General features: G+C 60.1%; 19 protein-coding genes and 1 pseudogene. 11 read left to right on the top strand and 9 right to left on the bottom strand.

The features are described 5' to 3' along the window. Positions 1 to 44: 44 nt before the first annotated feature. Positions 45 to 638 (bottom strand): annotated as a pseudogene (locus AAE029_RS29985) (DUF1062 domain-containing protein); the annotation flags it as partial. Between the two features lie 704 nt (positions 639 to 1,342). On the opposite strand from AAE029_RS29985, the gene AAE029_RS29980 reads away from it, so the two are divergent. The 3 genes from AAE029_RS29980 to AAE029_RS29970 all read left to right on the top strand — a co-directional run bounded on the left by AAE029_RS29980 (position 1,343) and on the right by AAE029_RS29970 (position 5,688). Beyond that, entirely contained in the window at positions 1,343 to 2,482 is a 1,140-nt protein-coding gene (locus tag AAE029_RS29980) for a glycosyltransferase (protein WP_371076567.1), read from the top strand. Between the two features lie 87 nt (positions 2,483 to 2,569). After that, on the top strand, positions 2,570 to 3,997 hold the full coding sequence (locus AAE029_RS29975; RefSeq protein ID WP_371076566.1) for a DUF4038 domain-containing protein: 1,428 nt from the start codon (positions 2,570 to 2,572) through the stop codon (positions 3,995 to 3,997). 17 nt (positions 3,998 to 4,014) lie between these two features. Beyond that, complete coding sequence (locus AAE029_RS29970) at positions 4,015 to 5,688, top strand: hypothetical protein (RefSeq protein ID WP_371076565.1); 1,674 nt, start codon at positions 4,015 to 4,017, stop codon at positions 5,686 to 5,688. A gap of 90 nt (positions 5,689 to 5,778) precedes the next feature. On the opposite strand, the gene AAE029_RS29965 is transcribed toward AAE029_RS29970, so the two are convergent. Continuing rightward, positions 5,779 to 6,672 (bottom strand): alpha/beta fold hydrolase, encoded by an 894-nt coding sequence (locus tag AAE029_RS29965; RefSeq protein WP_371076564.1) that lies wholly within the window; start codon positions 6,670 to 6,672, stop codon positions 5,779 to 5,781. Positions 6,673 to 7,152: 480 nt separating this feature from the next. Between AAE029_RS29965 and AAE029_RS29960 the strand changes: the two genes are divergently transcribed. Together AAE029_RS29960 and AAE029_RS29955 are read left to right on the top strand one after the other, a co-directional pair. Next, positions 7,153 to 8,400 carry an alpha/beta fold hydrolase gene (locus tag AAE029_RS29960; RefSeq protein WP_371076563.1) on the top strand — a complete coding sequence of 416 codons (1,248 nt, stop codon included), beginning with the start codon at positions 7,153 to 7,155 and terminating at the stop codon, positions 8,398 to 8,400. Next, positions 8,397 to 9,461, top strand: coding sequence for an FUSC family protein (locus AAE029_RS29955; protein ID WP_371076562.1), 1,065 nt, complete (start codon positions 8,397 to 8,399; stop codon positions 9,459 to 9,461). The genes AAE029_RS29960 and AAE029_RS29955 overlap by 4 nt, the downstream gene beginning before the upstream one ends. Before the next feature lie 223 nt (positions 9,462 to 9,684). Here the strand turns inward: AAE029_RS29955 and AAE029_RS29950 are convergent, their stop codons facing one another. The 4 genes from AAE029_RS29950 to AAE029_RS29935 all read right to left on the bottom strand — a co-directional run bounded on the left by AAE029_RS29950 (position 9,685) and on the right by AAE029_RS29935 (position 12,014). Further along, positions 9,685 to 9,945, bottom strand: a complete 261-nt coding sequence (locus AAE029_RS29950) for a hypothetical protein (RefSeq protein ID WP_371076561.1) — start codon at positions 9,943 to 9,945, stop codon at positions 9,685 to 9,687. 88 nt (positions 9,946 to 10,033) lie between these two features. Then, complete coding sequence (locus AAE029_RS29945) at positions 10,034 to 10,441, bottom strand: GFA family protein (RefSeq protein WP_371076560.1); 408 nt, start codon at positions 10,439 to 10,441, stop codon at positions 10,034 to 10,036. Positions 10,442 to 10,516: 75 nt separating this feature from the next. Further along, the gene (locus tag AAE029_RS29940) at positions 10,517 to 10,897 is read right to left on the bottom strand and encodes a response regulator (RefSeq protein WP_371076559.1); all 381 of its coding nucleotides are present in this window, start codon (positions 10,895 to 10,897) and stop codon (positions 10,517 to 10,519) included. 286 nt (positions 10,898 to 11,183) lie between these two features. Further along, positions 11,184 to 12,014, bottom strand: coding sequence for a D-alanyl-D-alanine carboxypeptidase family protein (locus AAE029_RS29935; RefSeq protein ID WP_371076633.1), 831 nt, complete (start codon positions 12,012 to 12,014; stop codon positions 11,184 to 11,186). 280 nt (positions 12,015 to 12,294) lie between these two features. Between AAE029_RS29935 and AAE029_RS29930 the strand changes: the two genes are divergently transcribed. Then, positions 12,295 to 12,423 (top strand): SEC-C metal-binding domain-containing protein, encoded by a 129-nt coding sequence (locus tag AAE029_RS29930; RefSeq protein ID WP_371076558.1) that lies wholly within the window; start codon positions 12,295 to 12,297, stop codon positions 12,421 to 12,423. A gap of 197 nt (positions 12,424 to 12,620) precedes the next feature. On the opposite strand, the gene AAE029_RS29925 is transcribed toward AAE029_RS29930, so the two are convergent. Next, a complete protein-coding gene (locus AAE029_RS29925) occupies positions 12,621 to 13,559 on the bottom strand; it encodes a homocysteine S-methyltransferase family protein (protein WP_371076557.1) in 939 nt (312 codons plus the stop codon). Between the two features lie 289 nt (positions 13,560 to 13,848). Between AAE029_RS29925 and AAE029_RS29920 the strand changes: the two genes are divergently transcribed. The 3 genes from AAE029_RS29920 to AAE029_RS29910 all read left to right on the top strand — a co-directional run bounded on the left by AAE029_RS29920 (position 13,849) and on the right by AAE029_RS29910 (position 15,941). Next, entirely contained in the window at positions 13,849 to 14,304 is a 456-nt protein-coding gene (locus tag AAE029_RS29920) for a VirK family protein (RefSeq protein ID WP_371076556.1), read from the top strand. 146 nt (positions 14,305 to 14,450) lie between these two features. Beyond that, the gene (locus tag AAE029_RS29915; RefSeq protein ID WP_371076555.1) at positions 14,451 to 14,933 is read left to right on the top strand and encodes a cupin domain-containing protein; all 483 of its coding nucleotides are present in this window, start codon (positions 14,451 to 14,453) and stop codon (positions 14,931 to 14,933) included. 81 nt (positions 14,934 to 15,014) lie between these two features. After that, positions 15,015 to 15,941, top strand: coding sequence for a 2-dehydropantoate 2-reductase (locus AAE029_RS29910; RefSeq protein WP_371076554.1), 927 nt, complete (start codon positions 15,015 to 15,017; stop codon positions 15,939 to 15,941). A 123-nt stretch (positions 15,942 to 16,064) separates the two neighbouring features. On the opposite strand, the gene AAE029_RS29905 is transcribed toward AAE029_RS29910, so the two are convergent. Further along, positions 16,065 to 17,270, bottom strand: coding sequence for a serine hydrolase domain-containing protein (locus AAE029_RS29905; RefSeq protein WP_371076553.1), 1,206 nt, complete (start codon positions 17,268 to 17,270; stop codon positions 16,065 to 16,067). Between the two features lie 313 nt (positions 17,271 to 17,583). On the opposite strand from AAE029_RS29905, the gene AAE029_RS29900 reads away from it, so the two are divergent. Further along, the gene (locus tag AAE029_RS29900; RefSeq protein ID WP_371076552.1) at positions 17,584 to 18,027 is read left to right on the top strand and encodes a GFA family protein; all 444 of its coding nucleotides are present in this window, start codon (positions 17,584 to 17,586) and stop codon (positions 18,025 to 18,027) included. Positions 18,028 to 18,082: 55 nt separating this feature from the next. Here AAE029_RS29900 and AAE029_RS29895 read toward each other — a convergent pair whose 3' ends face one another. Beyond that, positions 18,083 to 19,006 carry a hypothetical protein gene (locus AAE029_RS29895; RefSeq protein ID WP_371076551.1) on the bottom strand — a complete coding sequence of 308 codons (924 nt, stop codon included), beginning with the start codon at positions 19,004 to 19,006 and terminating at the stop codon, positions 18,083 to 18,085. A gap of 574 nt (positions 19,007 to 19,580) precedes the next feature. On the opposite strand from AAE029_RS29895, the gene AAE029_RS29890 reads away from it, so the two are divergent. Beyond that, a complete protein-coding gene (locus tag AAE029_RS29890; protein ID WP_371076550.1) occupies positions 19,581 to 19,712 on the top strand; it encodes a hypothetical protein in 132 nt (43 codons plus the stop codon). The last annotated feature ends 48 nt before the right edge of the window (positions 19,713 to 19,760 follow it).

Below are 19,760 nucleotides of genomic sequence, written 5' to 3'. Positions count from 1 at the left end.
TTTTGCCCAGGCACGCTCCCGCCGGCAGCCTGGCATACCGACAGCCGGTCGATCTCGTCGGAGAAATCGAGTCTTATGCGGGATTGGTTTTTCGGGGGCCGCCGCAGCGCGTCCTTCCGGTTTGGATCGGCCTGCAGTCTTCCCGCGCCATCGAGCGCCTGAAGCCAGGAACGCGACAAACCCAATTCCGTCGCGAGCAGCCGGTCCAGCCGCATGCTGGCAGGCAGTGGAACTACCAACCTGATTTCCAGCATGGTCCAGCCTTCAGCGGAGCAAAGCAGCGCCTTTTGGACATCGACGTCCGCAAACTCATCGATGCGTTGCGACTTGCGCCGGAGGGCTGCGAGATCGAAAGCCTGGGTTCTGATCCATCCTGGGTCGTTCGATTGCATCGCCTCAAGGGTTTCCGGATGAATGTCGCGGACGTTCTGCCGTTCGAATATCGGCCTGTTCCAGGTTTTGTCGCAGGTCGAGCACTTGTAGATAAGCCAGGCATCCAGCTTTCTGCCGTTGGCGTTGAGCCTGATCTTGCCGCTGCATCGGAAGGGGCGGAGGCCTCCGCATCCATTGCATGCGATCCAGGGCTGAGGGGCAAATCGAGGGACAATGGTCCATTGGACCTGAAGAATATTGCACATGCCGTCTTGGTCTTCCCGATAGGAAGTTCACCAAGATGGCGGCAGGAGAGCCCGTTACAGCGCCGTGCGTCTTATAAGACGCACAAAGGTTGCTGTAACTCTTTTAATTGCTGCATAGTTTTATCCTTAAATCGGTTCCGATTTAGGGAACCATGCAGTACGGGCACGGCGTGGCGATGTTTCGGGTGACGGAAGGGCTGAGACAGCAGATGCTGCGCATGGCACATTTCAACAATGCCAAACCGGTCTCAGACCACCACCCGATGAACAAATTCATACGCAGGCAGCCGCTCGCTATCCTGTCGTATGAGGGTGAAACTGGATGAGACCGGTATTTACGAAGGCAAAGTGAAACCTCAATGTGCTCAGGCTCTTCGCATTCAGCCATAGCAAAGAAAATTGCATCTTTAAAGATTAATCCAAGCAGCCGCGTTCATCACGGGATGTAAGGGCTAGCGGGCGCCCCAGCCAATTTTCAAATTCGGCGAAATTGCTTTGCGTAGTTGGAAAGGATTACGCGCCGCTTCAAAGTGTTAGCGCTTCCTGGGCGGATGCCCGGCGCTCTATGTCTTTCTGATGATAGCCACAGCCACTAAAGGATCGGCTGCCGGGAATCCGCACCAACAATAGGCAAGTTGTTCCTGCGCGGCATCGACGCGACATTTCCCCTCCAATCGCATGGTAAGAGTTGCGGGGGGACTGCAATGTCAGAAATGCTGCAGATCGAACTTCCACGTGTGCATCAATGGCAGCGGCAAGTCGCTGATCTTGCTGTGATCGTCCCGACCTTCAAGGAGGTCGACAATATAAGTCCGCTGATCGAGAAATTGCGGGACGCCCTTGACGGCATAAACTGGGAGGTCGTCATCGTCGATGACGACTCGCCCGACGGCACCGCCGAAGTGCTGACCGAAGTCGCACGTGCCGATCCGCGTGTGCGCTTCATCCGCAGGATGGGTCGAAGAGGGCTCTCGTCAGCGGTCGTCGAAGGCATTTTGAGCACGTCCACACCCTTCGTCGCGGTGATCGATGCCGATATGCAGCACGACGAGCGTCTTCTATCGAAGATGTATGAGACGCTGAAAAATGGCTCCGTGGATCTGGTCGTCGGTTCGCGATATGTCGCCGACGGTGGCGTCGGTTCGTGGAACAAGACAAGGCAGAGGATCAGCAAACTGGCCACGCTCCTGTCGCGACTGGTCATGAGGGTCGAACTGGCCGATCCGATGAGCGGCTTCTTCATGATCAGCAGAGCAGCCTTCGATTCGGCGGTTCGCCGGCTTTCCGTACAGGGATACAAGATTCTCCTGGATCTCGTCGCCTCCTCGCCCGCCGGCCTCAAAGTTGCTGAACTACCCTATGTGTTCCGGCAGCGGGAACATGGAGAGAGCAAGCTCGATACGCTGGTATCCCTGGAATTCGGAACGCTGCTGCTCGACAAGCTCGTCGGGCGCTGGGTGCCGGTGCGGCTCATCATGTTCGGAGCCGTCGGCGCGGTGGGCGTCGTGCTCCACATGGCCGTGCTCGGCACGCTCTTGCACTTTGCCAGGCTCGCTTTTCTACCCGCACAGGTGGGTGCCACAGTCGCGGCAATGACAGCCAACTTCTTCCTGAACAATATCCTCACCTATCGGGATAAGCGCGCCAAGGGACTGCTGTCGATTCTACGCGGCCTGCTATCGTTCTACGTCGTCTGCAGCATTGGTGCGCTTGCGAATGTCGGGGTGGCAAACACGTTCTTTATCTCCCACTACTCATGGTGGCTTTCCGCCCTGGCGGGGATCATCGTGGGTGTTGGCTGGAACTACGGCGCAAGCGCGCTCTTCACTTGGCGAAACAAGTGACGGGGCGAAATCGATGACGGGCGCCCTGGACGCGCCGGCAGATGATGATGCTCGCTTAAAACGTGCCAGATGTCGGGAGTGAAGGCCATGAGGAAAGGCAAGGTCACTAGGCGGCTTTTGCTTGTGGTGTCGCTGGGCTTGGCTGCGGTGTCGGCAATATTGGGAAATTGGGGCACCAAGGCCGCCACCGCTCACACCATGCAGAAAGATCGTCCCGTGGATCTTGACGCCGTTCTGCCGACAATTGGCGAGGTCAGGCCGCAGTTCCCGCTGAAGATATCGCAGAACCAGCGATTCATGCTCGATTCAGCCGGTATGCCGTTTCTGATAACCGGCGACACGGCCTGGTCGCTGATGGCCCAACTGAAGCGGGAGGATGTCGACGCCTACCTGCTGGACCGCAAAGCGCGAGGATTCAACGCGATACTGGTGAACCTGATCGAGCATCGCTTCGCCAGCAATGCGCCGGCAAACGCATATGGCGACGCGCCGTTCCTCGCACCGGGCAAATTCGACATGCCCAACGAAGCCTATTTCACCTACGCGGATTGGATTATCGCGCGAGCGTCCGAGCTCGGGCTGCTGGTATTTCTCGCGCCCTGCTACAGCGGCGCTGGCGGCGGATCCGAGGGATGGTATCAGGAGATGAAGGCGGCGGGCGCCGACAGAATGCATGCATATGGCCGATTTGTCGGCGCTCGCTACAGCCGCTTTCAGAATGTTGTCTGGGTCATCAATGGCGACACCAATCCGCCGGATTTAAATCTCGTGAAGGCGGTCGCCGAGGGCATTTATGAAACCGATCCGGACGCGCTGCAGACCTCGCATAATGCCAACAGGACTGCCGGTGCAGATCTCTGGAAGAGCGAGCCGTGGCTGAAGCTGAACAATGTCTATACGTGGGATGCGGTCTTCCCCGAGGCGAGAGATCAATATTTAAGAAAGCCGGTCCTGCCTTTCTTTCTCCTGGAGAGCCAGTATGAAAATGGACCGGATATTTCGACACAGCGGCTTCGGGCGCAGGCCTATCAGGCATTGCTGACCGGTGCGTCCGGTCAAATATTCGGAAATTCGCCCATCTGGTATTTTGACGGAACCGATGAGTATTCCGCCCCTCGCGGCTGGAAAAAGGCACTGGACAGCCCGGGTGCTCGCAGCGTGACCCAATTGCGGGATCTTTTCTCCCATGTGCAATGGCAGGACCTGGTGCCTGATGTCGACAACGAATTTTTGGTCGGCGGAATTGGGCGTGGCCAAGGGCGCAGTGTCGCAGCACGCTCCCCGGATGGCTTGACGGCGCTGGTCTATATTCCCGAGGACCGATCCATCACCTTGAAAATGGGGCCGTTGGAAGGAAAGCAGGTTCACGCAATCTGGTGGGACCCGGTCAAGGGGCGCGGCTTCGAAGCGAGCGGTTCTCCCATTCGCGCCGGAAGGCTCGAGTCGTTTCGGCCTGCGGCAGAAAACAGCGGCGGTGACGGAGACTGGATCCTCATTCTCAAAGGTAAGGTTTAGAGGGGCGAGGTTTAGAGATGGCGAGCGATAGTTCTCAAAGTGTGGGCGAACGGGACAGGTCTCTGGCTTCGACGTGGCGAACGGATTTCGCCTGGCCGCTTTTGACCTCGTTTTCGGTTCTGGCGATCGGCGCTTTTTGCCTGCTTATCGCACCCACGGTGATAATGGCGCCATGGGACATGTTTATTTTGCTCGACGGGGGATGGCGGATCTTCAATGGTGAGATCCCTCACAATGATTATTACACGCCGATAGGACCGCTGGTCTATTGGCTTTCTGCGGCCGGCATGTACGTGGCAGGGCCATCGCTCAAAGCGGTCTCCCTCGGCATCCTGTTCTTCCTTGGCGTTGCCGCTCCCTGGGCAATGACGGTCTTCTTCCGGAAGCTGCCGGGATACTTTGCCTTCCTGCTCGCTCTTTTCTTGGTCCTGCTCATCGTGGCGACCCGGCCGCTGGGTTACTCCCCCTCGACCACAACCTACGCCATGATCTATAACCGTTATGGATGGGTCCTGATCTCCATCCTGATGGTGCAGCTTTTCCTGCGAAATCAGGAAGAGTCCAGGACCGCCGCAAGCTTCGACGCCGTTTCGGCGGGTGCACTGCTTGCGCTGCTTTTCATCTGCAAGGTCAGCTTCTTCGTCGTCGGATTCCCGGCACTGGTGCTTGCCTGCATCCTGCGGCCGGAACTGCGGCGCGTCGCCTGGAAGGCTGCCTGCAGCTTCGGCGCCGTCTGCTTCCTTGCCTGGCTTGTGACCGGCATCAATCCGCAGGACTATCTGAAGGACTTATCTTTTGCGGCGAAATCCCAGTCCTTGGGCCTCCGCTTCCTGTGGCTGAAGAACTCACTTCATGCCAATGTCGTGCCTGTCCTATTGCTGGCTCTGTGCTGGTTCTTGCTGGTCGCGGCGGGGTACTGGCGAAAGACCATCACGCTTGCGGACGCCATTCGGTGCAGCATCGTCTTCTGGTTCCTTTTGGCCGGCGGCATGTTCATTACCGTCGGCAACGCCAGCGAGCGAAGCGACGTTCCGCTCTTTCTCGTCACGGCGGTCATCCTGTTCGTCGGGGTATCGCGAAGCGAGATCCCTATGCGGGCCCGCGATGGAGGCACCAGGACCCGGTTCATCCATTACGGCTTTGCCGCCGCCGTCATCGCCTTCTTCTTCGTCGGCACCGCCGGGAAGGACGCCCTCAGTCTCGCCAATACGTATTTTGCCGGCGAAAGGCAGAAAACCGAGCCTGATTTCTCCGAGAAGTTCGATGCGCCATATCTCAGCGACTTCACGATCCCGGCGGACTCACAATGGCAGACCGCATATTCGCGAGCGGGCGAGGTTCCGTCTCGCATCAACGAGGGACTGGAGTTGCTGCGCCGTCACGTAGCCGCCGACGATCAGGTGGTGACACTTGCGCTGACCGATCCTTTCTCCTTCGCTCTCGATCTCGTCCCCGCAAAGGGGGCACCACTCTGGTGGGATCTCGGCATTTCATTCACCCGGAAGAACTATCCGTCACCGGAGACTGTCTTCGCGAACGCGGATTATGTCATCTACCCGCTAACGAGTCCGCAGGCGGGCTGCTGCCAGGAGACGGTTACGACCTTGCTCGATCTTTACGGGGGTTTTTTGGGAGAGCACTTCACAAGAGCGGATGCGTCGGCCCATTGGGTGCTGCTGCGTCGCCGTTGACGGATGTAATTTTCACGCTGTCACGGCCTCCAGCGGCCATTGAGATGGTGGATAGGGGGGATTTGTCCTGTATGGCCCTCACGTCGCCCTTCACGGAAGTCCCATCCCGATCGCCAGCACCGCTTCGGCAAAGGCGACGGGAGCTTCCTGCGGCAGGTTGTGTCCGGCGCCCAGAATGATTCGGCGCTCATAGGATGCCGAGAAGTGAGGCGCGTCGTGGTCCTCGTTATCTGGAGGATCGACACCATCATCGGCTCCCTGCAAGACGATTGCAGGTACGGTAATATCGGGCTGGGCTGCCAACCGGGCTTCGATCGGGCCTAATGCCGGGTCTCCGGGAATGCCGCCAAACCGATGGCGGTAGGAATGGATGACGATATCCACGAAGTCCGGATTGTCGAAGGCGCTGGCGCTCCGTTGGAACGTGGCGTCGTCAAAGTTCCATGTCGGAGACCATAGCCGCCAGAGCAATCGACACAGTTCGCGTCGATTGACGGCGAGACCTGCGCGCCCGCGTTCGGAATGGAAATAGTACTGGTACCAGAAACGGAGTTCTGCTTCGGGCGAAGCCGGAATCCCGGCCTCGGCAATGTTCTGTATGTTATAGCCCGTACCGCAACTGACAAGGCCGCGCACCCGATCGGGCCAGAGAGCCGCAACGATGCAGGCGGCGCGCCCGCCCCAATCGTAGCCGGCAAGGACCGCGTTTTCGATCGCCAACGCATCCATCAAGGACAGCAGGTCCGATCCAATTGCCGCCTGCTCTCCCGAACGTGGTGTCTCGGTCGAGAGAAACCGCGTCGGGCCGAAGCCGCGAAGAAACGGGATGATACAGCGCCGCCCTGCCTGGGCCAATCGCCGTGCTGCCTCATCATAGGCATGTGCATCATAGGGAAAGCCATGCAACAGGATAACGGGCGGGCCATCGGCCGGACCAGTCTCATGATAGGCGATTTCCAGAACATCGGCTTTGACCGTTTTCACGCCATCCTCCTCCGAAAAACTGCGGCTACAATTTCTTACCGCAAGTCCTGACATCAGCGAATATGTTCAAGGTCGATTGCGGCTTTCGACATGGTCCGGCGGCGGCTTTCCAAGCCGGTCAATGTCTTCAAATATTGCGGACTGTATTTTCCATCTGAAGTATAGTTGTCATATCTTATATATTCAGGATCGCATCTTTATCGTTTCTGCGGGTAGCCTACTGCATGTTTCCTTAAAATCGGAGCCGATCTAAGGATAAAAACATGTAGCAATTCAAAGTGCTACAGCGACCTTTGTCCGTCTGATAGGACGCAGGGCGCTGTAGAGCGGGATGCCGAAAGCTGTGTGCGGCGTTCGGCCGAAATCCCGCTCTAACTATTTGATGTAGATCAGGATTCAGATTTCAGGGCCGATTCGGCCTGAAATCATCCCGATCTAGCCGCAAGACCAAGGTATCAAGGGAGCGCCGAAGAAGTGCAGATGGCGACCGCTAGCCACCCCAGAGCAGCCTGGCCTCGCCGGTGCGGCCGCAAGACGAATGGCCGCAGGTCGGCGGCAATAAAGTGCCTCCTCGTTGCCTTTCTCTGTTTCTTCTTTTTCGGTGCGGGGCAGGTGCTGGCGCAATCGGCCTTCTACACGGTAAGTGACGAGGATCTGCATGGTCCCCCCGGGACATTGATCCGTCAGGAGCAGATCTTCGGCGGTCTTGAGAACGCTTCCGCCTACCGGATTCTCTATCGCTCGACCGGTCTTGACGGCCACATCATCGCGGTCTCGGGTTTCGTCGTCATCCCCGACACGCCTTTTTCCGTCCCCAGCGGCCGACCGATCGTCGCCTGGGCGCATCCCACCAGCGGCCTCGTGTCACGATGCGCCCCTTCTCTGGCCCGAACGAAGTTCGAGGAGGTGCAGGGGCTTGCCGATATGATCGAGCATGGGTTCGTGGTCGTTGCCACCGACTATCCGGGACTGGGGACCGAAGGGCCGCATCCCTATCTGGTCGGGGTCAGCGCAGGGCGCGCGGTTCTCGATTCGGTCCGGGCGGTGCGCTCGATGCCGGAGGCGGGGGGTGGCAACCGTTTTGTTGCCTGGGGCCATTCCCAGGGCGGGCAGGCAGTCCTCTTCGCAGGCCTGCTGGCGATGGGCTATGCTTCGGATCTTGAGCTCGTCGGGATAGCCGCGGCGGCGCCCGCGACGAACCTCGCGACGCTGGTTGCAGACGACATCAATACCACCGCCGGCAGGAACCTGGCGGCGATGACGCTCTGGTCCTGGAACCGCGTCTTCGATGCCCCGATCGATGAACTCGTTCTGCCCGCCGCACTGCCGATCGTCGATCAGCTGGCCCAGGAATGCCTCGAATCCTTCCTTGACCTGATCGAACGCCGCGACACCACGCGACCTTTGCAGAAGGCCTTCCTGAAAGTCGATGACCCGACGCAGGTCGAACCCTGGCGCGGCCTCCTGTTGCGTAACACACCCGGCGCGCCTCCGCGTGAAATCCCGGTCTTCCTGTCGCAGGGCACCGGCGACAGCATAGTGCGTCCGGCCGTCACTGCCGATTATATGCGCAGCCTCTGCGTCAACGGCAATCCGGTGCAGATGATGGTGCGGGAGGGCGTGACCCACGCCTATATCGCACTCGAAACCGCAAGGCCGGCGGTGCAGTGGATGGCCGACCGTTTCGCGGGGCGACCGGCGCCGAGCGACTGCGAAAAGCAGCCATGATCGCCAGCTTCCAGGCCTGGCTCGATCGCATCGATCCCGGCGTCCACCGTCGGATCAAGGGGCTGAGGCTGGTGACGGCTTATGGGATCGCGGCGCTCGTCGGAGCGGTGCATGACGTTTCGGCCGGACTTCCGGGAGCGGCGGCGCTGAGCCCGCTTGCGGGCGGCTTCGCGCTCTGGGCAAGCGTCTCGGAGGGCCGTGCCAGCCGCGCGGAGTCGAGCCGCGATCTGGTCGTCCTCGTCTTCAGCGCAGCGATCGGCGCGGCCCTGACCGCAGTGCTGGCGCCCCTTCTTGTCGGCGTCATTCCGGCGGGGGCCGAATGGACGCTTGTCGTCGGCGCCTTCTTCGCCGGTTACCTGAAGCGTTTCGGCCTGCTTGGGGCCGGCATCGGCTCGCAGATCTATATCGGCCAACTGCTCGCCTATGGAGCCGGCCTGACGGCGGCGGACCTGCCCATGGTGGCTGCGGCTGCCGCGATCGCCGCGATCGCGGCAGTCGTGCCCCGCATTCTCAGCGGACCGGCCGAACATCCGCCCGTCTTTTCCCCCGTCGCCTCGGCAAGCACTTCCGCGTGGATACCTGCGGAACTGGCGATGGGGCTGCAGGCAGCGCTTGCCGCCGCCTTCATCGTCGGGCTCAACGCGGCCTTCGGGCTTGCAGAATCGGCCTGGGCGATCACGGCCTGCACCTATATCGTGACCAGCACGCGAGCCGGCACGATCGACCGATTTCGCCGCAGGCTCATCGGTACGGCCATCGGCGTGCCGCTCGGGCTTGCCTGCCTGCCGTTTGCCGTGGATGCGCCGATCCTCGCCTTCCTGGCGGCGGCGCTCGCGATGGTGATCTATGCCATGGCGCTGCCGGAGCGCTACGACATCGCCTGCGGCGCCTTCGCCTTTGCGCTGATCGTCACGCTTGCGGCCGGCGGCGAGCATTCGTTCTCGCTGCTTGCAGCGCGCTTCTGGGAGACACTGCTGGGTGGCGTGACTGGGCTTGCGGCGGCAACGCTGCTGTTTCCGTTGCGAGAGCGTGAGCCGCCGGGGTCGGATGGAGCTGGGTAGTTGTTATGATTACGGAAGTTACGTGGTTTGGCGCGTGAGACAGGCGGATTTCTGTAAGGGGGCAAAGTTCGCCAACGCGTGATCCCAATGGCAGTTGTCTGGCGTTGACGTCTCCCCAGCCTCCTCATCCCTGTGCTCGTCACAGGGATGAGGCAAAGTGGGGAGGCGTCCGCGCCAAACAACCGTCTCAGGTAATCACGGCCAACCGCCTAAAAGCTCACATCTAGTGAAGGGTAGGATCCGCCTCTTCGAGGAATGTTTCGATTCCGTCCCGTTCCACCGTGGCAAGGAACTCGTCAAACGCTTCGCGATCGGTCGCGAAGGGCTCGTCCCACTGGATCAGATCTTCGTCCTGCGTGATGACTTCCATGGTCCAATCGCCGTTGCTGCCGGCGGACCTGAAAATATCGACCAGCACCGTGATGCCGTCCTGCGTGAATTCGCCGGAGAGTTCGGAACGTTCGAGCTTCTGTTTCTTGGCCATTTCCTGTTCTCCGGATCACAGCCTTTCAGGCTTTGCGTTGGAATGTACCTTATATTGCATCATTCGTTGCCGGCTGCTGGCAATCTGGTCAAAACCGCTCCTGCGTCTCCTGCTGCGGCAGATCCATGCCGCAATCGGCCCAGGGCAGCCGGCTTTCAACGCCGTAATGGAAGGAGGGCGTGATCAGTTCGGGATGATCGAGGGAGCCGACCATCATGCGGATGCGGCCGTCATTGTCGTAGCGCAGGAAGAGCGGACTGCCGCATTCGGGGCAGAAGCCTCGTTCCGCAATCGGCGAGGAACGATAGGTAGCCGGCGGTTCCCCGACCCATTCGAGGTCGGCCAGTTCGAAGCGGGCAAGCGCTGCAAATGGGCCGCCCGTCGCCCTCCGGCACATGGTGCAATGGCAATAGCCGGCGCGGGAAGGGGCGTTGCGAAGGCGATAGCGGCGCCTTCCGCAGAGGCAACCGCCCGTCCATGGCTGTTCGTCGCTCACCCTGAACTTCCTCCCCAGTGGATCTCCTGCTTAAAACAGACGCGGCGCGAAGTGGTTCCCGCGCGCTTTTCGTCCTCACGAGGTCAGCAGGCTGATCGATTCCAGCAGTTCCTCATGCCGATAGGGCTTCGGCAGGAACACGGTGTTGGCGGGAAGCGACATCGGATCCAGCCGCACCAGGCCGGAGGTGATGATGATGCCGATGCTCGGCCTGATCGCTCTGACGCGATTGGCGAACTGAATGCCGTCCATGCTGCCGGCCATGTTGACATCGGTAAAGACGATATCGATGTCCTGGCGCATCCTGAAAATGACCATGGCTTCGTCGGCATTGCCGGCCTCGAGCGCCTCGTGTCCGACACCCTCCAAAGCATCGAGCGTCGCGAAGCGGATGATTGGCTCGTCCTCGACGATCAGAACAACGGTCCTTTCGGCCGCGATTTCAAATTCCGGCATTGTCCCTCACTAGAATGCGCTAAAGCGTTGCGCTTTATAACGCTTTAACCGCCGTCTGCGCGGATGAAAAGCACGCCGACAAGGCCGATGATGACCATCGACTGAAGAATGAACATCGGCCATTGATCGGACATAGCTTCCTCCTCGCGCCGCTCACACGGCAACTTAAGGTAAAGCACGAGAGCCTTATTTGTTCCAGCCGCGGGTTTTACTGGTCTGCCCCGACAGCAACGCCGGTGAGCAGGAACGCGCGAATATAGCTGTCCGTGGCTTGCGGGGCGCCAGGTTATTGACTTGCCGTCAGGGTCGTGGTCGGCGTCGCGGACGCCATCGGCATATATTTATCCAGCAACGCCGCCATTTCGGCGTCCCGGCTATCGGCGGTCTTTCCACCCATGACCACGCCGACGACCCGACGGTCACCATCCTTTGCGGAGGTTACGACGTTGTAGCCGGATGCATCGATGAAGCCGGTCTTGATGCCGTCCACCCCTTGGTAGCGGTACATCAGATTATTGTGCCCCCTGAGCTTCATGCCGCGGAATTCGAAGTTCCGCATCGAAAACAGCTTAAATTCTTCGGGGAAATCATTCATCAGGGCGACTGCCAGGGTGGACATGTCGCGAGCTGTCGTGACCTGCTCCGGGTCCGGCAGGCCGGTGGCATTCTTGAAGACTGTCTTGCTCATCCCAAGGGCGCGGGCTTTGGTCGTCATCATCTCGCCGAAGGCCGGTTCCGAGCCTGCCAGGGTCTCGCCGATAAGGGCAGCGGCGTCATTGGCCGAAAGAACGATCATGCCGTAGACGGCTTCGCGCACCGAGACGGTTCGACCGACCCCCACGCCGAGCTTGTATGGATCCTTGCCGTCGGCGTTCTGCGACATGGTGATGCGCTGATCCCACTTCAACTTGCCGTCGTGCAGGGCCTCGAATGCCAGATAAAGGGTCATCATCTTGGTGAGGGAGGCGGGGTGGTTGAGATCATCGGCGTTTTCCGACGCCAGGATCTGTCCGGTTCTCGCGTCGAGAATGAGATCCGCCTGTCCAGCAAATGAGGCGGCGGGCGCGAAAGCTAATATTGCCGCCGATAGGATGAAATGGATGGTAAGTCTTGGCAGCCCCATGAAATGTCCTTCTGCTTAGCCCTCGGCGCATATGCCTCTATCAGAAAACAAGCCGGCCGCCATGCACTTCCATGTGATGTCGACAGATAAGATACGGTCCTGTGGCGCCGTCGCCTCTCACAGCTTTGAAGACGGCGAACCCTATGGTAAGGACGCCACGCCGATCACGGCAAAGGCCAGCCAAAGGAGGCGACCATGTCACCCAAGATCTTCAACGACGTGAGCTTTTGAAGTCACGTCCAAACGACGCAAATCCTTCCCATCCGAAACCCACGTGAAAACCGGCACCCGTTTTGTACACGGTGATGTCGAACTCGTCGAGAAGCTCGGCCGCAACGACCCTTGCCCATGCGGTTCGCGGAGGCGGTTTCAAGAATTGCTGCCTCGGCTCCAGCCGCTATGACGGCATCGAGCGGCACCACTACTTTTAGGAATCGGAACTGAAACTACGAGATGAGGGCTGGAGTGCTCTCATCTTTTTTGCGCGACATGCACTAAAGCCTGTCGCATGAAAAGAGATTCACGCGACAGGCTTTAGCTCTTTGTTTTTCATGCATGTCGTTGCCGCAAAAACCGCTGCACACTTTTGCGCGACATGCATTAAACTTCCTCGGCGGCGAAGCGGCTTGCGACGGCGCGGATATGGGCCTCGCTCGTGCCGCAGCATCCGCCGAGAACCTTCATTCCGCGTGCATGCAGCGAGGCCATCAGGTCGGCGAAGGCTTCAGGGTTTTCGCCGTCGGCGCGGTTCAGCCTCTCGAGCTCTTCCGGCGGAAGGCCGGAGGCATTGCCTTGCAGGCCCTGCACGCGTGGGGATTTCGGCCAGGACGTAGTCGTCGTTGCCGTTGCGAAATGCGTCGGATGCACGCAGCCGACGATGAAATGTTCCGGCGGTCGTGCAGCATTTGCATCAATCAGGGCGACGACGTCCGTCATCGAGGTGCCGTCGGGCAGATGACCGCTCGCATCGATTATAGGAGCAAGCACGTAGGGCAGACCCGTCGAGGCAAAGGCTCTTGCGACCCCCAGAAGTTCGCCCGCGCCCGGAAATGTCGGTGCGTAAAGAAGATCGGCTCCTGCCGCCGCCAGTTCCCGCGTCTGGGGACGGTGATAGCTCTCGGATGAGTCCGCGTCGGGAGCGTTTACCGCATCGTAACCGTCGACGCGCGGCCCGACCACGCCCGCGATGTAGATATCATGCTCCAGTCCCATATCTCGACGGATCTGCTGTACGAAGGCAACCGCCTCGTGATTGACGCGCGCCAGATCGCCAGGATTGGAATAGCCGAGACGCTCAAGCGCCTCGGGATGGGAGCGCCAGCTCGGCGTGCTCACCTGCATGGGCAGGCCATATTCACCGGCAACCGCCATGTAGCTGCGATAGATTTCGGCCAGCCCCTTGCGGCCGCGGTCGCTGAAGAGATGCACGAAGGCTGCCGATTCCGGGGTGGGAAGATCGAATTCATAGACGAGGCGCGTCACGATGGCTCCCTCCGTCAGGAAGACGGGGGCGGACTTCAGGCGTTCGGCGAAATTCATGGTTTTTCTGGCTCCTTGGCGACGTCGCGGCGCTGGCGCACAACTAAGCAGTCCGCCTGTGCGTTCATCGGCGGGACAGCCAGGATTTAGAGATGCCCGCGCCATCGTTCCAGCGCGCGGAACGAAAATCGATCCCGCTCCAAGCTTCTTTTTCCTTACAAATGCAACCGATTGTCGAACGCCTGAAACTTGGGGGCAAAACTCGGGGCCAATCAATGGGATCTCGCCTGCGTCCAGCGTTGCTGAAAATGCCGGTGGCGGCAAAACGAGCTTGGTTCGAGGAAAAGACATGATGCGTTATCAGGACTTGTTGGGTACAGCGGTCATTGCCGGGTTGAGCATGGCGGCTGGTCCGTCGGGCGCTAAGGCGGAAGACGAACCGACCAAGACACCGTCCTTCGACGAGCTCCTAAATGCCTTGCTGGGCGGCAATGACGTCACGGTCACGGTCGATCTCGCGCAATGCACGGGCGGCAATCCGGCGTCACCGGGCATGCGGATCGAGGGTGGCTTTCACATCAAAAGCTTCATCGTGCCGGACCGAAAGCTCGTTGCCTTCTCGGACGTCCATTCCACCATCGACAAGCAAGGCAAGCCCCTGACGGAATATCTGCAGTATCGTGTCTCGCCGGATGGGAAGACCGATATTCGCCATACGACGACGACCACGGATCCCTGGTCGATCATCTCGACCTACAACTACGCCTGCGAGATCGGCAAGGGCGTGAATTTCGTCTGGCGGTAATTCCTCGGACTGGCTCCATCCGTCGCCCTCCGTGAGCGGGAATTACAAATGTAGCCAACGAACCGGCACCGGCAACTTCTCGGTAATCTGGTCCGCCTAGCGATATCAGCTTGAAACGCGCATTCCATGAAGAAGCAGGTGGCGTGATGATACGGAAACAGGATTTCCCTGATGGTCAGGCCGACGGGATGGAATGGTCGGAGATGACACCGGGAGAGCGTTTCCTGATCCGTATTTCCTCCGAAGAAACCGCCGGCGCCTATGCGATGCTCGAGATGGAGGCCGATCAGGGTTACGGCACGCCGATGCATATCTACGAGAGGAATGACGCGCATTTCGTCATCGTCGCAGGAGAGGCCCGTTTCGCCTATGGCGAAAGTACTGCCAGCATCCCGGCCGGCGCAAGCCTGACCGTCAGGAAGGGTATTCCCCACGCCTGGGGCAATCTCTCTGATGGTCCGCTGCGGATGCTGGTGACCTTCACGCCCGGAGGCATCGATGAGTTGTTCCGGATCATCGCCAAAGGTGGCGACATCAATTTTCCCGCCCTTCTCGAGCGATTTGGCTGTCCGATCGTCGGCCCGCCAGTGCATGCGGATATCAAGCCGACATCGGGTCGACCAGCTTGATCGGGAGCTGCGGCATCCGCCCCAGGCAGCTGAATGGACCATTCCCCGTTATCCAGAGAAACAAAGTCAGGAGGCCTGAAAGTGCCCTATCGCAAGACTGTTGCCGTCATCGGAATGGGAGGCATCGGCGGAAGCATTGCCGCCTGCCTTCGGCTCGCAGGGCGCCACAATGTCGTGGCTTGTGCGCGAAGGCCCATGAGCGCACTAACGTTCGAACATAAGGCGGGTGTGAACCAGCTGTTCATCCATACCCTTACGGATCCGGCCGAAGCCCGGCCGGTCGACTGGGTGATGCTATGCACCAAAGCCCAGGATACCGAAGGAGCAATTCCATGGCTTCAGCGACTCTGCTGGGCCGGCACGCGTGTCGCCATCCTGCAGAACGGCATCGGGCAGGCGGATCGCGTCGCACCCCTGATCGGGAAAGCGGATGCCATTCCGACGATCGTGCATTTCAGCGGCGAACGGACCGCTCCCGATCGGGTCAGATTTCGCCATACCCAGGAATATGACATCACGGTGAAGGATGACCCCTCCGGAATGGCCTTCCTGGACGTCTTCGACGGAACCTTCCTGAAGCTTCGCGCCAGCGCCGATTTCAAGACGCTGCAGTGGCGCAAGCTGCTGCTCAACGCGGCCGCCAATCCGATTACCGCGTTGACGCGACAGCGCCTCGGCGTTCTGCATCGGGATGACGTTCGCGACCTGACGATGTTGGTCCTCGAGGAAGGTGCTGCCGTTGCCAGGGCGGATGGCGCCAGGTTCGAAGACGACGAGCCGGCGTCAATCCTCAAAAACCTGCTGAATTATCCGGTCGATGTGACGACTTCCATGCATTTCGATACTCTGGCGGGACGGCCGCTGGAGGTTGAAGCGCTCACCGGGGCAATCGTAGAAGCCGGGCGCCGCCACGGCGTGCCGACCCCAGTCAATCTGGCAATCTATGCTCTGCTAAGCGCCATCAGTGACGCTGCCGGCGCCGAGAAAATGCTGGTGGCGGCGCAATAAAAAGGATTGCGGCGAGGGAGTTCATTCCATCGTCCATACAGCGCCGTGCGTCTTTTCAGACGCACAAAGGTCGCTGTAACACTTTGAACTGCTGCATGGTTTTATCCTTAAATCGGTTTCGATTTAAGGAACCATGCAGTAGGCCAACGTCCAGAAGTCGGTGAAGATCTTCGGCGGTTGCGGCGAATCCATCAGCCGTTGCGTGAGCAGAATGCCGATCATCCCTTCCGCCGGATCGATGTAGGCCGACGTGCCGAAGCCGCCGTCCCAGCCGAAACGGCCGGGGTTATGATAGATCTCGTCACGCCGGATATCCACGGCCATGCCGAGACCCCAGCTCGCGTGGTTGCCGAAGAAGAGCTCGGCACCGCGGCGCTGCTCGGGGGTGAGGTGATCGGATGTCATCAGCTCCACGGTGGCGCGCGACAGGATCTGCCTGTCGCCATGCCGGCCCCTGTTCAGCATCATGCGACTGAAGGCGAGATAGTCGTCGGCCGTCGAAACGAGGCCGCCTCCGCCGGATTCGAAGGGCGGTTCGGCACCCCATGCGCTGTCTTCCACCCCGTCGTAGATTTCCATCGCTCCGGCCTGGTGATCGAAGACGTAGGAGGTCGGCAGACGATTGCGTTTCTCGGGCGGCACATGGAAGGCCGTGTCCTTCATGCCGAGAGGATCGAAGATGCGCTCGCGCATGAAGCTTCCGAGCGACTGGCCCGAAACCCGGGCGACCAGGACGCCGAGCACATCGCCGCTGACGTGATACATCCAACGCTCGCCCGGTTGCGCCAGCAAAGGTAGCGAACCGAGTTTGCCTAACCATTCATCCGTCTGCGGCAACAGCGCCGGCTTCGGCGGGCCGTCGCCGCCGATGCGATAATCGCGGATCAGCTTCTGGATAGGATAGGTATCCGGCATCGCCATGACGCTGCCGAAGCCCATGCGATAGGTCAGCAGATCGCGAAGGGTGATGGCGCGCTGCGCCGGCACCGTGTCGTCGGGCTCGGATTCAATCGATTTCAGCACGCGGCGGTTCGCCAGTTCCGGCAGCCACGGATCGATCGGATCGTCCAGACGCAGCCGGCATTCCTCCACCAATATCATCGCCGCGACAGCGGTGACGGGCTTGACGATCGAGCCGACGCGAAAGATTGCATCGCGCGCCATCGGCGCCGGATCGCCGAACGACATGGTGCCGAGCACCTCCACATGTACCTCGTCGTGACGGCTGACGAGTGCGACGATTCCAGGAATTTCCTTGCGTTCGACGTGTCCGGAGAGGATGCGGTGCATCCGCTCGAGCCCTGGCTTCGACAGGCCTTTCGTGCTCATGCTCGGTTCCTCCTGCACAGTTGGAAATCCGCTTGCAATTTGCAAGCAGTTTAGGCAAAGAGCGTTATTTTGCAAGCGGATTCGGAGAGACCGGGCAAAAGGCAATTGCCGCGAGGACAAAATTGCTCTGTCCGCTGTCGATATGGAGCCGCGTCAAGCGTCAAGATGATAAGGTCGCAGTGCCGGCGCAGCCATACTTAGAGCGTTTCAGCGTTGATGGAGGCGCAGAACCGCTCTAACTTTTTGTTTTTACGCAATTCCGGACGGAAAACCGCTTCGCACTTTTCCTGGAATTGCTCGAGAGGAGGAGATCATGACGGATACGAAAAAGGCAGATAGCCGCAGGCTTACGGGGATGTGCCAGTGCGAGGCGGTCCATTACACGGTGGCGGACGAATTTCTCTATGCCGGAAACTGCCACTGCTCGGGCTGCCGGCGGGCGACCGGATCGGCCTTCAAGCCCTTTGCCGGCATTGAGCGCGACAAGCTTGCGATCATCAAGGGCGCCGACGGCCTGATGATCTTCGGCGAGGAGAACGCCCACGACGCGCGCTGCAAGCGCTGCGGCTCCTTCCTCTATTCGGTCGTGCGCGATGGCGCCTATATCCATATCGCCATGGGCAGCCTCATGGACGATCCGACCATCCGCCCGGCGGAGCACATCTTTGTCAGCTGCAAGGCGCCGTGGTACACGATCACCGACAATCTGCCGCAATATGCGGAGCATGTAACGGCTGCCGGGACCGGCAAGGAGTAGGGCTCTCCTGTCGCCCGAAAAAACCGCGCGTACTTTTCGGCATCCCGGCTCAATGTCAACGCCGTATCAGCAGATCTTCCTCGTCATCGCGCTGCCAACCGCCGAAGGCTGCAGCAGCCGCGGCAATGAAGGCGCCCACCAGAAGCGCCAGTGCGCCGAGGAGGGCGGTTGTCGCAGCCGTCTTGCGAGCGGTATCTGCTGCTTGCTTGGCTGCGTTCTTGGCATCATCGATGCGCTTCAGCACGGTATTGACGCGCGCCTGAGCATCCGCTTCGGGAAGGCCGGTGCGGCTTGCGATGAGCCTGGCAAGATAGGCCTTGTCGTCGTCCGGGATCGCGCCTTGAGCAGCGCCGTTGAGCAGGATGCGCGAGACCTCAGCTGTCGCCGCAGCATTGTCGGTTTCGGCGGCTGCCCGGTTCGCCTCCGGCCGCAGCAGCGCATCGGTGAAATAGGCGGTGGCGACGTTGCCCGTATCCGCCGAGGCACCCGATGCGGCGGCGGCCGTTCCAGCCACTGTCGCGGTCGAGGCGGCGGACGCCACGGTCTGGGCACCCGCGCCGATCAGTGAGGTGAAGGCCGAGCCCAGCAGGCCGGCAACAACGACGGTGGCAAGCGCCCAGCTCAGGAGACCATGGGCGGTGTCGCGGAAGAAGACCTCGTCGGTGTGGACGCCGACCCATCTGGTACGCAGCCTTCCAGTGAGATAACCGCCCAGCGCGGAGGACAGCCATTGGACGACCACCAGCCAGATGGCGGCCGTGACGCCCACCGTCGTGAACGAGCTGCTCTCAGACGACCAGGGCGACACCATGGTCAATCCGACGCCGGAGCCGAGGAGCAGCAGGATCAGGCTGACGGCGCCCGCGACTACCGCGCCACCGATGACCGGGCCCCAGTTGAGCGCGGGTCTGGAAGATTCGAGCGGCACCTCAGTAGTGCCCGCCTGAAGCTCGGCGGAACTTGTCGAGTACATGGCCATGATGTGCTCCTAACGTGTGAGGAGCACGAGAAGAATGACAATCGGCAGGGGAATGCCGAGAAGCCAAAGCAAGATACCGCGACCCATGGCGAAACCTCCCGTCAGCCCAGGGCTGACAGCTTGAGTTACGTTGGCACCCCGACGCCGTCGCGATGCAGTTTTTCGAACTCTGTTCGGTGGAAAATGTTCCTAGGGCGGGTCAGCTTTTCTTTGAATCGCGGACCCCCCTGTTCGACGAGCCGCTCTCAATCTCGACGCCAAGCTGCGCGTCTAGTCGCCTCGCTCTGCAACGGCATCCCGCAATGCGGTAATTTTTCCCCTGGACCGCTAAATCGATGCGAGTCCCGCAAATTAAGGGGCAAGCGCGGCAAAGCCGTTTGTCGATCGCCAAGAAGAACGGCTTTCAGCCCTGGCGGAACCTTCCGTTTTTCCGCCGCTCGACGCCTTGATTTACGGGACTCGCACCAGGCGGCGGCTTCGCCCACCGCCCTTCGCGGCGGTTGAATGACAGGTCGTCCAACGAAAACAAAGGCCAGTGGCTCGCCTAATCAGCGGTTCGAAACAGAAGCAACAGATGCAGAAGATCGATCCAGTACGCGTGATGTTCGATGGCGAAGTTCACCTACACGTATCTATCGATCGCCAGTTTCTTGCCGCCGACTTGTTGCATGTCGAGAATGACGTCGAATTCGCTGCGAGCGATTGAGTATGCGGCGGCTGTAGCCATGTGGTAGTGTCACAAAAGCCGTTGAGC

The organism is Sinorhizobium sp. CB7, from assembly GCF_041357635.1.
Classification (GTDB): domain Bacteria; phylum Pseudomonadota; class Alphaproteobacteria; order Rhizobiales; family Rhizobiaceae; genus Rhizobium.
Note: the sequence above shows the minus strand (reverse complement) of the source record. Positions and strands in the feature narration are given on the sequence as shown.

What these genes read in the sequence shown, in the direction of transcription:
- AAE029_RS29890 (WP_371076550.1), top strand. Translation starts at nt 19,581, where the DNA reads ATGCAGAAGATCGATCCAGTACGCGTGATGTTCGATGGCGAAGTTCAC.
- AAE029_RS29950 (WP_371076561.1), bottom strand. Translation starts at nt 9,945, where the DNA reads ATGGCCAAGAAACAGAAGCTCGAACGTTCCGAACTCTCCGGCGAATTC.
- AAE029_RS29970 (WP_371076565.1), top strand. Translation starts at nt 4,015, where the DNA reads ATGGCGAGCGATAGTTCTCAAAGTGTGGGCGAACGGGACAGGTCTCTG.
- AAE029_RS29975 (WP_371076566.1), top strand. Translation starts at nt 2,570, where the DNA reads ATGAGGAAAGGCAAGGTCACTAGGCGGCTTTTGCTTGTGGTGTCGCTG.
- AAE029_RS29905 (WP_371076553.1), bottom strand. Translation starts at nt 17,270, where the DNA reads ATGAGCACGAAAGGCCTGTCGAAGCCAGGGCTCGAGCGGATGCACCGC.
- AAE029_RS29895 (WP_371076551.1), bottom strand. Translation starts at nt 19,006, where the DNA reads ATGGCCATGTACTCGACAAGTTCCGCCGAGCTTCAGGCGGGCACTACT.
- AAE029_RS29920 (WP_371076556.1), top strand. Translation starts at nt 13,849, where the DNA reads ATGATGCGTTATCAGGACTTGTTGGGTACAGCGGTCATTGCCGGGTTG.
- AAE029_RS29900 (WP_371076552.1), top strand. Translation starts at nt 17,584, where the DNA reads ATGACGGATACGAAAAAGGCAGATAGCCGCAGGCTTACGGGGATGTGC.
- AAE029_RS29980 (WP_371076567.1), top strand. Translation starts at nt 1,343, where the DNA reads ATGTCAGAAATGCTGCAGATCGAACTTCCACGTGTGCATCAATGGCAG.
- AAE029_RS29955 (WP_371076562.1), top strand. Translation starts at nt 8,397, where the DNA reads ATGATCGCCAGCTTCCAGGCCTGGCTCGATCGCATCGATCCCGGCGTC.
- AAE029_RS29940 (WP_371076559.1), bottom strand. Translation starts at nt 10,897, where the DNA reads ATGCCGGAATTTGAAATCGCGGCCGAAAGGACCGTTGTTCTGATCGTC.
- AAE029_RS29915 (WP_371076555.1), top strand. Translation starts at nt 14,451, where the DNA reads ATGATACGGAAACAGGATTTCCCTGATGGTCAGGCCGACGGGATGGAA.
- AAE029_RS29960 (WP_371076563.1), top strand. Translation starts at nt 7,153, where the DNA reads ATGGCGACCGCTAGCCACCCCAGAGCAGCCTGGCCTCGCCGGTGCGGC.
- AAE029_RS29925 (WP_371076557.1), bottom strand. Translation starts at nt 13,559, where the DNA reads ATGAATTTCGCCGAACGCCTGAAGTCCGCCCCCGTCTTCCTGACGGAG.